Source organism: Spinactinospora alkalitolerans (assembly GCF_013408795.1).
In the GTDB taxonomy this organism is placed as follows: domain Bacteria; phylum Actinomycetota; class Actinomycetes; order Streptosporangiales; family Streptosporangiaceae; genus Spinactinospora; species Spinactinospora alkalitolerans.
Window position 1 is genome coordinate 4938713 of sequence record NZ_JACCCC010000001.1, and the last position, 12351, is coordinate 4951063.

Here is a 12351-nt window from a genome sequence, read left to right on the forward strand (position 1 = left end):
GGTGCGCAGCATGGATCCCGGGTCCCCGTCCGGGGGGCCGGTCCTGACTGGAGGTCGTCATGCTGGGTCGATCATTGCTGGTGCTGCTGCTCGTCGCGGGAGTGGTCATGGCATCGTCGGGGGCGCGCGCCGAACCGGGCGCCGACGGACGCTCAGGCGGGGAGCTGGACGGCTTCGCCATCGGCCACGTGCCGTCCGGGGCCGGCGACGCGGTCTCGGACTTCGACTACGAGTGGGGGCGCGTCGCCTTCTCCTCGCGGGTGTGGGAGCGCCGGGTCGACGGCGGGTACCGGGTGGACCTGACCGTGGCCGTGCTGCGGGGCGAGCGGCTGCGCGACCTCGACGCGCTGCGGGAGTTCCTGGCCGAATACCACGAGCGTGATCCCGACGCCTGGGCGCTGGAGCCGTTCCGGCACGGCGAGCACCGCGGCCACATCACCGATGGGCAGGCGTTCTGGCTGGTCGAGCCCGGGTTGGCGGTGTCGGTCCGGCTCGACGCCGGGCGGTTCGGCCGCGGGGAGCTGACCAGGACCGCCCTGGGGGTCCGCCGGGTGGAGTGACGGCGCGGTGCGGCCGTGCCCGTGGCGGCGGCCGAGGACGCGCCGAGGCGCTGCCCGGTCAGAGTCCGCGGACGCGCGACCGGACTCCGGTCAGTCCCAGTCGTCCCAGCTCAGCCAGTCGTCGAACTTCATCTTGTAGCGGACTTTCAGGGATCCGCCCTTGACACCGCCGGTGATCTTGAAGTGCGGCGCGGGTGGGGAGGCGGCCTCGCGGACGCGGCTGTCGACGCTGCCGAACCAGGAGGTGTCGACGTTGATGTCGGCGCTGGCGCCGTCGGGCAGGATGATCTTGGCGTCGCCCCAGGAGGCGGTGATATCGAGTTCGACGATGGTGCTCAGCAGCGTGGCATCGCGGAAGTTCAGCCGGGTGTCGCCGTAGGGGTTCTTCACGACGACCCGGCCGGGCACCTGCCAGTTGCCCTTACGGGTGATGGTGCCGGCCTTCGCCTTCAACTCCAGCGTCTGCTCCGACCCCGCCCGGAGCACGGCGCCCTCGGGGCGGGGGGTGGAGGGAGCATCGGGCTGGGTGGGCAGGTCGGCGGTCAGCGGCGCGAGGTCGTCGTAGGTGCGCGCCCGGTAGGTGCGGTCGAGTCGCTCGTCGAGTTCGTCCAGCGTGATGCGCCCCTCCCCCGCCGCCTCCCGCAGGATCTCGGCTACCCGGTCTCGATCGGCGTCCGACGCTCGCATGGCTCCCTGACCGCCTGGCTCCTCTGGGGTCACGTCTCTCCCGTCGCTCCGCTCCGCACTCGGATTTCATGGTAGTTGCGGCGGGTTGCAAGACCCAGTTCCGATGGGAGGCGAAAACGGGATCAGACCGGTTGCGGCTCCTCCTCCGGCACCGATGCGCGGTCGATCCGCCCGGTACCGGAGGCCCACCGCTCGAAGACCACGGTGCCCAGCGGCGGAACGCTCGCGGCCAGCGCGAGCGCACCGGTCCACGGGGTCCAGCGCAACCTGATCCACGCGAGCAGCGCGATGGCGACGTAGCCGATGAAGGCGGCGCCGTGCAGGGGGCCGAACAGCTCCACGCCGATCTCGTCGTGGACGACGACGTACTTGAAGAACATCCCGATCAGGAGCCCGATCCAGGTGACCGCCTCGACGGCGGCGGTCACACGGAACGCGGTCAGCACGGGCTTGGACACCTGGACTCCTCTTGGGTTCGCGCGTTGGTTCCCACGGCCGCGGCAGCGGCACTCTCATCGTCCAGTGTGGTGCAGGAACGGCCGTGGGTGCGCCGTGAGTTCGGCTACTCGCCGGCCGCCCCCGGTCCGTCCGTCGACGATCCCGGTAGCCGAAATACGGGCGCACCGCCGTACCGGGATTCGGTCCCGGCGGAGGACCAGCCGCGCCCCGGAAGGACCGACCCGGGCCGGTCCGACATGGTTCCCGATCCGCGGCCCCGAGCCGGGACGCGCGTCGCCGGATGCGATCGTCCCGGATTTCGGTCTGACTTCAATGCCGTTTTCGGACTTCGGACCGGGGAAGCCATGGGCCGCTCGGGACCGGTGTTCCGCCGCCGTTCGCCCACAACATCGAAAACAGTTTCGAAATAAGGCTCTGACCAGCCGATATACACCTCTCCCCACCCCTTTTCGGGAGCCGCGGAATCGCCTTAGCCGGGGGGTTTGCCGGAATTCGCGGAAGCGCATCCTTACCTGTAGACGCGGTGGTTGCCCCAACCTTCTTCCCCACGCGACTCCCCACGCCAGGTCGACGACCGGAGGAATGCACGACGTGCCCCAACTCGCGATTGCCCCGACCTTCCTCAACGACTTCTCCCGGCTCGACGCCGGGGTCCAGTCCGCCACGCTGACGGTCATGCAGGCGTACATGGCCGGTGACCGGGAACACCTGGAACCCATCTCGTCCGCCTCCGACCCCAGGGTCCGCGTCCTGCAGATCGGTCCGGAATGGTCCGGTGTGGTGGCGCTCACCTCTGAAGACGTCTACTGCCTCGTCACGATCCGCCGGCACGACGACGCGGTGGCCTTCGCCCGCGGCTACCGCCCCGAATCGGGACCGGCGCTCGACATCGTGGAGATGCGCGAGCGCCCCGTCCACCCGGCCGCGCCACCGCAGGTGAGCGGCCCCGTGGAACTGGCACAGGAGCTCACCAGGTCCTTCGCCGAGTGGCAGGTCACGCTCCACCCCGACCAGCACCGGATCGCCGACGCGAGCTTCGCCGGATCCGCGCAGGTCACCGGCGGCCCCGGCACCGGCAAGACGGTGATCGCGCTGCACCGCGCCGCGCACCTGGCCGCCCTGGAAGCCGACCGCGCCCCCGACGGCGGCAGGTCCGTCCTGCTCACCACGTTCAACCGGCTGCTGGCGCAGACCCTGAGCGGCCACCTCGACCGGATCGTGCCGGATCCGGCCGTGCGGGACCGGATCGAGGTCGTCACGATCGACGGCCTCGCCCGCGGCATCGTGCACGGCCACACCGGCACCCCGCCGCAGACCCTGGGCAGGGAGACCCTGAGCGAGTGGTGGCGGGAGACCGCGCGGGCCGAGGGCATCCCCTACTCCGGGCGGTTCCTGGCCGACGAGTGGGAGCAGGTGATCCTGGCGCGCGAGCTCACCGACCTGCCCTCCTACATCCGGTGCGAGCGCAACGGCCGCGTGCTGCACCTCGCTCCGGAGCACCGCACGCACGTGTGGGAGACCATCCAGCGCTACACGGCCGCGCTGCGCGCCGCCGGCCGGTGGTCCTACCCGCAGGTCGCCCAGGAGGCCGCCCGGATCCTGCGCCGGTCGGGACCGCGCTACCGGCACGTCATCGTCGACGAGGCACAGGATCTGCACCCGGCCCAGTGGCGGCTGCTGCGCGCCGCCGTGGCCGAGGGACCGGACGACCTGTTCATCGTCGGCGACCCGCACCAGCGCATCTATGACAACCGGGTGTCACTCGCCTCGCTCGGGATCAACGTGCGCGGGCGCAGCCACCGGCTGCGAGTCAGCTACCGCGTGACGCAGGAGATCCTCACGTGGGCGATGCCGATCCTGGGGCGGCCCTCGGCCGTCGGCCTCGACGACAACGCCGACACGCTGGCGGGCTACCGCTCGCTGCTGCGCGGCCCCGAGCCGGTGCTGCGGGGCTGCGCGAGCCGGGCCGAGGAGATGGCTGCGCTGGGCGAGTGGGTCAGGGTGTGGCTGGAGGCGGGCGTGGTCGCCTCCTCCATCGCCGTGGCCGGCCGCAACCAGTGGGTGGTGCGGCACATCACGAAGGAGCTGCAGGCCTGCGGGATCCCGACCGCCCCGCTGGACGCCACCGACGGGGTCGGCGCGGTGCGCGTGGGCACGATGCACAAGCTGAAGGGACAGGAGTTCCGCTGCGTGGCGGTGGTGGGCGTCAGCGAACCGCTGCTGCCGCCCAAGGCCGCGATCGACTCCGCCGAGGCCGATCCGGTGGCGCTGGAGCAGATCCACCAGCAGGAGCGCAACCTGTTGTTCGTCGCCTGCACCCGCGCCCGCGACGCGCTCTACGTCTCCCACGTGGGCGGTCCCAGCCGCCTCCTCCCGAACGCGCGGTAGCGCCCTGATGCGCGGCGGGCCCGGCCTCCCTCGTCTCCAGGCCGGGCCCGTCGCTCCGCGCCGCGGCGGGGGCGCCGCGCTCATCGCGCCGCCCCCGCCATGGCCGCCCGCTGGTCGCGGGCCTCGAGGATCATCGCGACGATGTCGTCGGGGCGCTGGAGGTCGCGCCAGGTGAAGCGGAGCAGGACGAGCCGTTCGGGGGCGCTGAGGATACGGTTCTGCCTGCGGCGGTCGGTGAACAGGGCGTCGGGCAGGGCGTGCGGCGCGGAGCCGTCGGCCTCGGCGACGACGCCCCAGCCGGGCCAGGCGAGATCGGCGTGGCCGACGAGGCCGCCTTCGCCGTCGTGGACGGGATACTGCAGGGTCTCGGGCGGGATTCCGGCGTCGTGGCAGACGAGCCGCAACCGGGTCTCGAACGTGCTCTGCGCCCGGCCGTCGGCCAGCGACCACCAGCTCCGGGTCCGGCGGGCCCCCTGGCGCCCGGCGTTGGCCGCCTCCGGGACCGGCAGGTCCTCCGCGTTGACCAGGCCCTGCTGCAGCGCGGAGTCGATGACGCTGATCCCGCTGTAGCGGTCGGTCATGAGAACGGTGTCGCGCACGGTGCGCCCCGGCGTGGTCAGCCGGATCCCGCCGCACAGCGTGACCTCGTCGGGGCCGACCCGCCAGCCGTGCAGCCGCAGCCCCTCGTGCTTGGCACCGGCCACGCCGGGGGCGCAGAGGTGGATGAACTCGTGCCCCGGTCCGGGCAGCGGGCCCTGCATCCGCCACAGGCGCGCGGCCGTGCCGCCCACCGCCACCGCACGCGGCCCGTACACCAGTTGCGCCGCCATGACCCTCGCGGCCAGTGCCGGGGCGGGATCGCCCCGCACGAGGTACACGCCCACGCGCACCCGCCGCCACCGCCCCGTGCGGACGAGCCGCTGGATCTGGTGCACGCTCAGGCCGCATCCCGCGGCCTGCTCACGCGAGATGACCCCGTGCTGTGCTGCGGCGAGCGCGTGCGCGCTGGACAGTTCCGGCATGACCCAAGCCTCGGAGCCGACCGGCCGGGTCGGCAACACCGATCTCACGGCTGTGGACAACCCCGCGCCGTCCGATCGGGAGGGACCGGAGGAAGACGGTCCTCGCCGCCGATCGGGGACGGCGGCGAGGACCGCGGCGAACCGGTGGGGGCCTTCCGCTCCCTCGGCTTCTCAGGTCAGGGCTCGACATTCTCCTCGAGGCCGTCGATGTCGACCGTGCCGGCCTGGGCCAGGGGCTGGTCGACCTCCAGGTCGGTGACGGTCATGGAGGGCAGCAGCAGCGGGGGCGGGAAATCGGGGGTGAAGGTGAGCTTGATCCCGAGAATGCGCGCCTCCATCCGGGTGACGTGCATGACGACGTCGCCCGACATCGTCATGGCGGGCAGGTCCAGCGTGGTGATCGTTCCGTCGTGGCGGAACCACTGCTCGGCGCCGCTGAATCGGGCCTCGTCCATGGACAGCTTCAGGTAGCGCCGGGGCCCGTCGGCGGTGGGGTACTCCACGACGCCGTCGAAGGAGGCACCGCTCATCGCCAGCCTGTCGGCGCTCAGTCCGCTCTCCGCGGTGCCGGCGACGAAGCGGCCGTCATCGCCGCCCTCCCGGACGGTGAACTCGGGGACCTCATCCCGCTCCTGAGCCTCTTGGCACGCCCGGAGCAGTTCCTTGAGCTCCTCCTCCGAGAGCTCGGACGAGCCCTCCTGGACGCGGCACTCCTGCGAGACCTCCCGGTCCTCCTCATCCTCCTCGGAGTCATCGGCCGCTCCGTCCTCGCCGGCCCCGGCCTCCTCCTCCCCGTCCCCGGGAGAGGGCGAGGGGAGCTCCGGCAGCGAGGTGCCGGGGCTCGGCGTCCCGGACGGCGAGGGCTCCGGCGCGGGCTCGCCCTCCTCCTGCTCGCCCCCGCCCCGCCGAACCAGTCGTCCCACGGCCAGTCCAGCGCCGCGGGCGAGGACAGGGCGAGGACCAGCGCCATCGGCAGGGCGACGAAGGCGCGCGCCGGTCCGTCCGGACCGGTCTGCGAAGGCAGAGGGGGCGGGAGCTTGTCCTCCTGCGCCGGAGCGTCCTCCGACCCGTCATCGGGTTCCTCCTCCGCTCCGCCGTCGGCGTCGGGCGCCTTCCCGCGTCCGGCCCCGCCGGGCCGCCGGGGCAGCCAGGCGAAGGCGAGCGCGCCGCCGAAGAGGCCGGACAGCATGCCGATGCCGAAGCCGCCGAAGTTGGAGGTGAGGAACGAGGCCAGGGACAGCAGGATCGCCACGATGCCGTAGAAGGTGCGCTGCGCCGGCTGCAGCCAGGTCAGCACACCGATGGCCACGAGCAGGATCCCGACGAAGTAGCCCGAGATCCCGGCGATGCCCTGGTGGACGATCAGTGGGAGCGGGGCGAGCGGGGCGACCAGGATCGTGGTCCCGGCGATCGTGATGAGCAGTCCGCCCCAGAAGGGGCGGGACCGTTTCCACTGCCGGAACGCCTGGCGCCCACCGCGCCGCCGCGCGGCGGAACCGTGCCTGCTCATCGGTCTCAGAAGCACTCGTGGTTGCCGGGCTCAAGGCCGAGGTGCAGGCCGCTGAGCCGGAAGGTGCCCGCGTTGACGCCCCACGCCACCTGCTGGAGGTCGTTGATGGCGACCGTGTCCGCCTGCTGGCCGAAGGCGCCGGCCGCACCGCTCTGGCCGGAGGCGTTCTCCAGGGTGCCGGCGTCGCGGCCGATCTCCATGTTGGTGAACGTGGCGTCGCCGGAGAGCTGTTCGGTGTCGACGACCAGGTTCTCCGCCGACACCGGCGTGTCGTCCTGGCCGGCGTTGACCAGGAGGGTCATCTCGCCGACCGGGGTCTCCATCAGCACCGACTGGCACAGGTTGACCAGCTCGGCCTCGTCGATGACGGAGACGGCGACCGGGTGCCGGGTGTCGTCGGCCGAGGTGCTGACGTCGCCGTACTGGGCGAACCCGGTCCCGGTGATGGAGTCGGCCGAGATCTTGAAGCTGTCGCCGGAGACGGCGAAGGACGCGGCGATGCTGCCCTGCGCCGTCAGCGCCACGAGCACGCCCGCGGCCCCCAGGGCCGGGATGAGCGCAAGACCGAAGCGGCGCCATCCGATGCCGCTGTGCTCGGTTTCCGCCTGCGTGTCTTCTGCCATGGAAGCTGCCTCCTTCGAAGCACCGTGCCGGGGGGCGGCACCGGTGCCCGGGGGTCGTCGCGGGGACCTTGCGCGAGTTCCCGCCCTGCGTGTTACATAGGGCACCTTACTCACCGGTAGGTGGTGAACATTACAATAACCAATGTCACACTTCCAAGTGGCTGATTCCTCGCCCGATCACCGGCCCCGAGCCGGCGCCCGCTCGATCTTCTTCACACTCCCCCGCATTCTCCGCATTCCCCGCACTCACGGAAGAGGAGCGCCATGCCCCCCGAGCACGACAACGCCGTGAATCCTGGAGCGAAGGAGGGAAAACCCTCGATGTCACGTTTCAGTTCCGATTCGGAGGCGTTCGATTACGACGTCATCGTCGTGGGCTCCGGATTCGGTGGCTCGGTGAGCGCACTGCGCCTCACCGAGAAGGGCTACCGGGTCGGCGTGCTGGAGGCCGGGCGGCGCTACACCCCCGAAACCCTGCCGAAGACCTCCTGGGACCTGCGCAACTTCCTGTGGGCTCCCTCCCTGGGCATGTTCGGCATCCAGCGCATCCATCTGCTGCGGGACGTGCTGATCCTGGCCGGCGCCGGCGTCGGCGGCGGCTCGCTCAACTACGCCAACACGCTCTACGAGCCGCTGGACGACTTCTTCACCGACGAGCAGTGGCGCGACATCACCGACTGGCGCAGCGAACTGGCCCCCTTCTACGACCAGGCCCGCCGCATGCTGGGCGTCCGGACCAACCCCACGATGACCCCCTCCGACGTGCACCTGAAGGAGGTGGCCGAGGAAATGGGGGTCGGGGACAGCTTCCACCTCGCCCCCGTCGGCGTGTACTTCGGCGACGGCGGGGACGGCGACACCGCGCGGGCCGAACGCGTCGATCCGGGGACCGAGACCGATGACCCCTACTTCGGGGGCGCCGGTCCGCGGCGGCGCGCCTGCATCGAGTGCGGCGGGTGCATGACCGGCTGCCGGCACGGCGCGAAGAACACGCTGACCGAGAACTACCTGTACTTCGCCGAGCGCGCCGGCGCCGAGATCCACCCGATGACGACGGTGGCGCGGCTGCGCGAGCGGCCCGAGTCCCTGGGCGGCGGCTACGCCGTCGACACCCTGGTCACCGGCGCCAGACGCAGGCGCGGCAACGCCCGCACCTTCACCGCACGCGAGGTGGTCCTGGCCGCGGGGACCTACGGCACCCAGCGGCTGCTGCACGCGATGCGCGACCGGGGCCTGCTGCCGCGGATCTCCGCGCGCCTGGGCTCGCTGACCCGGACCAACTCCGAGGCCCTGGCCGGGGCGATGACGCGCTCGGCGAACCCGCCGGAGGACTTCAGCCGGGGCGTGGCGATCACGTCGTCGATGCACCCCGACGAGCACACCCACGTCGAGCCGGTGCGCTACGCCAAGGGCTCCAACGCCATGGGGCTGCTCGCCACCATCCAGGTGCCCGGCGGCGGGCGCGTCCCGCGCTGGCTGCGCTTCCTGGGGCTGGCGGCGGCGCACCCCTACGTCTTCGCCCGCAGCCTCTCGGTGCGCAGGTTCTCCGAGCGCACGATCATCGGGCTGGTGATGCAGTCCCTGGACAACTCGCTGACCACCTACACCAGGAAGGGGCTGCTGGGCGGGCGCAGGCTCACCTCGCGCCAGGGGCACGGCGCGCCCAACCCGACCTGGATCCCGGCCGGCCAGGAGGTCATGACCCGGCTGGCCGAGAAGATCGACGGCTTCCCCGGCGGCAACGTCGGCGACCTGGTGAACGCTCCCATGACGGCGCACTTCCTGGGCGGCTGCCCCATCGGCGCGACCGCGCAGGAGGGCGTGGTGGACCCCTACCACCGGCTGCACGGCCACCCCGGCGTGCACGTGGTCGACGGCTCGGCGGTCTCGGCGAACCTCGGTGTCAACCCGTCGCTGACGATCACCGCGCAGGCCGAGCGCGCGATGTCGCTGTGGCCCAACCGGGGCGGGGCCGACCCGCGCCCGGCCCCCGGATCGCCCTACGAGCGCGTGGAGCCGGTGTTCCCCCAGCGGCCCGCGGTCCCCGCCGGGGCGTTCGCCGAGCTGCGCTTCACCAAGCGGCTCTCCCTCGACATCGACGTCGTCCGCACCGAGCCCGCCTCGGGCTGACGGCGCCGCCGGGGCCGCTCGCCCCCGAGCGGCCCCGGCACCCCGTCCCCCATCGGCCATCCCAGGACGGAGACCCCATGCCCCCCTTGCGCAATGTCGTCGAGACCACCCGGACCGTCACCACCCCCGACGGCGCCGCGCTGCGGGTGCACGCGCGCGGCCCCGAGGACGCGCCGCTGACGGTCGTGCTCGCGCACGGCTGGACCCTGACCGCCGACACCTGGCGGTCCCAGGCCACGGCGCTCGTCTCCGGCCGGCTCGGCCTCCCCTGCGGCGCGGTCCGGGTCATCAGTTGGGAGCAGCGGGGCCACGGCGGCTCCACCCTGGGCGGGCATCCGCTCAGCGTCGACCTGCTGGGCGAGGACCTCGCGCACGTCATCGACGCGTCGGCCCCCTCGGGGCCGGTGGTGCTCGGCGGGCACTCGATGGGCGGCATGACGATCATGGCCCTGGCCGCCGCGCGGCCCGGGTTCGTCGCCGAGCGGGTGGCCGGAGTCGCCCTGGTGTCGACGTCGGCCGGCCACCTGGACACCGGGCTGCCGGGCCATCCCCTGCGGGCCAGGGTCGCGGCCGCCTGCCGACGAGGGCTCATGGACACCCTGGTCCGCTTCCCTGAGCGCGCCGAGCGCCTGCGGGCGGTCGTCCCGCCGCGACTGGCCCTGCACCGGGCCGCGGTCGGACGGCTGCTGTTCGGCCCCGGCGCCGACCCGCTGTGGGTGCGCGACTGCGCGGAACTGGTCCACGCCACGCCCGCCGATGTCATCGGCGCCTTCTACCCCGCGCTGATGGCGCACGACAAGATCTGGCGGCTGCGCGCGCTGCGCGAGGTCCCGGTGTCGATCCTGAGCGGCACGGCCGACCGGCTGACCCCGGTGCGGCACGCTCGCGCGCTGGCCAGGGCGCTGCCAGGCGCTCGACTGGAGGTCCTGCCCGGCCGCGGCCACATGCTCCCGCTGGAGGCGGCCGACGTGGTCGGCGACCACCTGGCCCGGCTGTGCCGCGAGGCCGCCGACGGCTCGGAGCACCGCTAGATCGTTGACGGGAACAGGAGGCTGTGGCCGCAGTCCTTTCGTTCACCACCGCATGACCTGGTGGGGCTGCCGCCGGCGCTGGCGCGCTGACAACAGCCCCACCAGGTCCGCAAAGGCCGAACAGGGCCTGAAAACAGTCCCCGCCTTCCCCCACCGATGATCTAGGCGGTTCGGCGCTCCTGCTCCTCCTTGAGGTGGTCGAGGACCTCGGCGAAGTGCTCGCCCATGACCTCCTGGAGATGGTGCGCCATGGCCTGGGCGAGCATCGCGTCGACGGCGGTCTGGGCGAGCGGGCGCAGGCGGCGGATCAGGTCGGCGACCTCGGCGAGTTCGCCGCTCCTGACGATCCCGTCGGGGGCGTGGCTGGCGATTATGTGGTCGGCCACCGTAGTGACCAGGTCGCCGGCCGCGGCGTCCACCCGGCCGTGCAACTGCTCGGCGATGTCCAGGACCGTGCGCAGCGACATCCCCACCGACACCAGCTCCGCACCGGCGTGCAGCAGCCGGGGGCTGGGAACCCGGAACCGGGTCCCGTCGCGCTCCAGCAGGCCGAGCTTGATGGAGCGGGCGAGGTTGGCCGGCGTGACCTGCGCGCCGAAGAGCCCGTGCAGCTCGCTCAGCGTGATGTAGTCCGGGATCTCGTCCGACCACGGGCCGCCCACCGCCGACTCGAAGCCGAGGATGTCGGCGAGGTCGCCCCCGCGCTCCCAGACCGTGACGAGCTCGCTGATGTTGGCGAAGGTGTAGCCGCGCTTGAGCAGCTGGCCGATGAGTCTGAGGCGCGCCAGGTGCGCCTCGGTGTAGATGCCCACGCGCCCCTCTCTGCGCGGGGGCGGCAGGAGCCCGCGGTCCTGGTAGACGCGGACGTTACGCACGGTGGTCTCCGCGAGGCGGGCCAACTCGTCGATGCGGTACTCGGCCATGTGTCCACCTTATGGACACGCCGGGCCGCGGTGGTGCTCGTCCATGGCCGATTCCTGCCTCTCGGCGGGGATGAAGAGAACGTCCTCATCCAGGTCAAAAAATCTCCTATTGAATTGTGACAATGAGCATTGTAACGTTCCCAGCGAAACCTGTGAAGGAGATCACCGTGACGGCAAGCACTCTGCGTGACCTTTCCGGGCGCACCGCGATCGTCACCGGTGCATCCGGCGCGTTCGGCGGCGCCACCCTGCGCGTGCTGCGGCATCTCGGTGCCGAAGCCGTCGGCATCGACCGCAAGCCCGACGACGGCGTGCTCGCGTGCGACGTCACCGACGACGCCCAGGTGTGCGAAGTGCTCCCCGAGGCCGTCGAGCGGCTCGGAGGCCGCCTCGACCGCCTCATCCACTTCGCCGGCGTCGGCCCGGCCGTGGACATCGGGACCGCCCCCGGCGCCGAGGTGCACGAGGCCCTGGAGGTCAACCTGCTCGGGGCGTGGCGGGTCACCGCCGCCGCGATGCCCGCGCTGCTGCGCGAGCGCGGCCGGGTCGTCCTCACCGCCTCCCTGCTCGCCGGCGTCAGCATGCCGTTCACCGGCGCCTACACGGTGTCCAAGCGCGCTCTGACCGCCTACGCCGACACACTGCGCGCCGAGTACGGCACGCACATCGGCGTCACCACGATCCACCCCGGATACGTCGACACCCCGATCCACGACCGCTCGCGCGCCGTCGGCGTGTCACTGGACGGGCTCGTCCCCGCCGAGCTCGTGCGCGACACCGCCATGACCGCCGTGCGGGCCGCCGCGGCCCGCACGGCCCATCGCGACCTCGCCTCGACCCCCTTGGGCACCGGCGCGCTGCGCCTGGCCCGGCACGCGCCCGCCCTGGTCGACCGCATCGTCTCCGGTCGGATCGGGCGGCTGGTGGCCACCGGCCACTTCGCCGGCGCCGACCTCGCCCGCGGCCTGCACCGGCGCCACGGCGCCGGCACGGACTCCCCCGCGACCATCTGATCCGG

At 72.4% G+C, this 12351-nt stretch carries 11 protein-coding genes and 1 pseudogene; 5 read left to right on the top strand and 7 right to left on the bottom strand.

Annotation, left to right across the window (positions count from 1 at the left end; genetic code table 11):
* The first annotated feature begins 59 nt into the window (after positions 1–59).
* Positions 60–560, top strand: a complete 501-nt coding sequence (locus tag HDA32_RS21930; protein WP_179644998.1) for a hypothetical protein — start codon at positions 60–62, stop codon at positions 558–560.
* Positions 561–650: 90 nt separating this feature from the next.
* Here the strand turns inward: HDA32_RS21930 and HDA32_RS21935 are convergent, their stop codons facing one another.
* Together HDA32_RS21935 and HDA32_RS21940 are read right to left on the bottom strand one after the other, a co-directional pair.
* A complete protein-coding gene (locus tag HDA32_RS21935; protein ID WP_179644999.1) occupies positions 651–1247 on the bottom strand; it encodes a DUF1707 SHOCT-like domain-containing protein in 597 nt (198 codons plus the stop codon).
* Between the two features lie 122 nt (positions 1248–1369).
* Complete coding sequence (locus tag HDA32_RS21940) at positions 1370–1705, bottom strand: DUF3817 domain-containing protein (RefSeq protein ID WP_179645000.1); 336 nt, start codon at positions 1703–1705, stop codon at positions 1370–1372.
* A 592-nt stretch (positions 1706–2297) separates the two neighbouring features.
* On the opposite strand from HDA32_RS21940, the gene HDA32_RS21945 reads away from it, so the two are divergent.
* Positions 2298–4094, top strand: coding sequence for a UvrD-helicase domain-containing protein (locus HDA32_RS21945; RefSeq protein WP_179645001.1), 1797 nt, complete (start codon positions 2298–2300; stop codon positions 4092–4094).
* A gap of 80 nt (positions 4095–4174) precedes the next feature.
* On the opposite strand, the gene HDA32_RS21950 is transcribed toward HDA32_RS21945, so the two are convergent.
* From HDA32_RS21950 to HDA32_RS21960, 4 genes and pseudogenes are all read right to left on the bottom strand, one after another.
* Positions 4175–5116, bottom strand: coding sequence for a type IV toxin-antitoxin system AbiEi family antitoxin domain-containing protein (locus tag HDA32_RS21950; protein WP_179645002.1), 942 nt, complete (start codon positions 5114–5116; stop codon positions 4175–4177).
* Positions 5117–5292: 176 nt separating this feature from the next.
* Entirely contained in the window at positions 5293–6039 is a 747-nt protein-coding gene (locus HDA32_RS31875) for a DNA primase (RefSeq protein ID WP_312863455.1), read from the bottom strand.
* Positions 6040–6323: 284 nt separating this feature from the next.
* Positions 6324–6626 (bottom strand): annotated as a pseudogene (locus HDA32_RS31880) (DUF6114 domain-containing protein); the annotation flags it as partial.
* Positions 6627–6631: 5 nt separating this feature from the next.
* Positions 6632–7249: a DUF6230 family protein gene (locus HDA32_RS21960; RefSeq protein ID WP_179645003.1), complete on the bottom strand. Its 618-nt coding sequence runs from the start codon at positions 7247–7249 to the stop codon at positions 6632–6634.
* Between the two features lie 321 nt (positions 7250–7570).
* Between HDA32_RS21960 and HDA32_RS21965 the strand changes: the two genes are divergently transcribed.
* Both HDA32_RS21965 and HDA32_RS21970 read left to right on the top strand, forming a co-directional pair.
* A complete protein-coding gene (locus tag HDA32_RS21965) occupies positions 7571–9379 on the top strand; it encodes a GMC oxidoreductase (protein ID WP_179645004.1) in 1809 nt (602 codons plus the stop codon).
* 77 nt (positions 9380–9456) lie between these two features.
* A complete protein-coding gene (locus HDA32_RS21970) occupies positions 9457–10410 on the top strand; it encodes an alpha/beta fold hydrolase (protein WP_179645005.1) in 954 nt (317 codons plus the stop codon).
* A gap of 161 nt (positions 10411–10571) precedes the next feature.
* Here HDA32_RS21970 and HDA32_RS21975 read toward each other — a convergent pair whose 3' ends face one another.
* Positions 10572–11333 (bottom strand): MerR family transcriptional regulator, encoded by a 762-nt coding sequence (locus HDA32_RS21975; protein WP_179645006.1) that lies wholly within the window; start codon positions 11331–11333, stop codon positions 10572–10574.
* Between the two features lie 167 nt (positions 11334–11500).
* Between HDA32_RS21975 and HDA32_RS21980 the strand changes: the two genes are divergently transcribed.
* Entirely contained in the window at positions 11501–12346 is an 846-nt protein-coding gene (locus HDA32_RS21980; RefSeq protein WP_312863280.1) for an SDR family NAD(P)-dependent oxidoreductase, read from the top strand.
* Positions 12347–12351: the final 5 nt, after the last annotated feature.

What these genes read in the sequence shown, in the direction of transcription:
- HDA32_RS21930 (WP_179644998.1), top strand. Translation starts at nt 60, where the DNA reads ATGCTGGGTCGATCATTGCTGGTGCTGCTGCTCGTCGCGGGAGTGGTC.
- HDA32_RS21935 (WP_179644999.1), bottom strand. Translation starts at nt 1,247, where the DNA reads ATGCGAGCGTCGGACGCCGATCGAGACCGGGTAGCCGAGATCCTGCGG.
- HDA32_RS21950 (WP_179645002.1), bottom strand. Translation starts at nt 5,116, where the DNA reads ATGCCGGAACTGTCCAGCGCGCACGCGCTCGCCGCAGCACAGCACGGG.
- HDA32_RS21960 (WP_179645003.1), bottom strand. Translation starts at nt 7,249, where the DNA reads ATGGCAGAAGACACGCAGGCGGAAACCGAGCACAGCGGCATCGGATGG.
- HDA32_RS21965 (WP_179645004.1), top strand. Translation starts at nt 7,571, where the DNA reads ATGTCACGTTTCAGTTCCGATTCGGAGGCGTTCGATTACGACGTCATC.
- HDA32_RS21970 (WP_179645005.1), top strand. Translation starts at nt 9,457, where the DNA reads ATGCCCCCCTTGCGCAATGTCGTCGAGACCACCCGGACCGTCACCACC.
- HDA32_RS21975 (WP_179645006.1), bottom strand. Translation starts at nt 11,333, where the DNA reads ATGGCCGAGTACCGCATCGACGAGTTGGCCCGCCTCGCGGAGACCACC.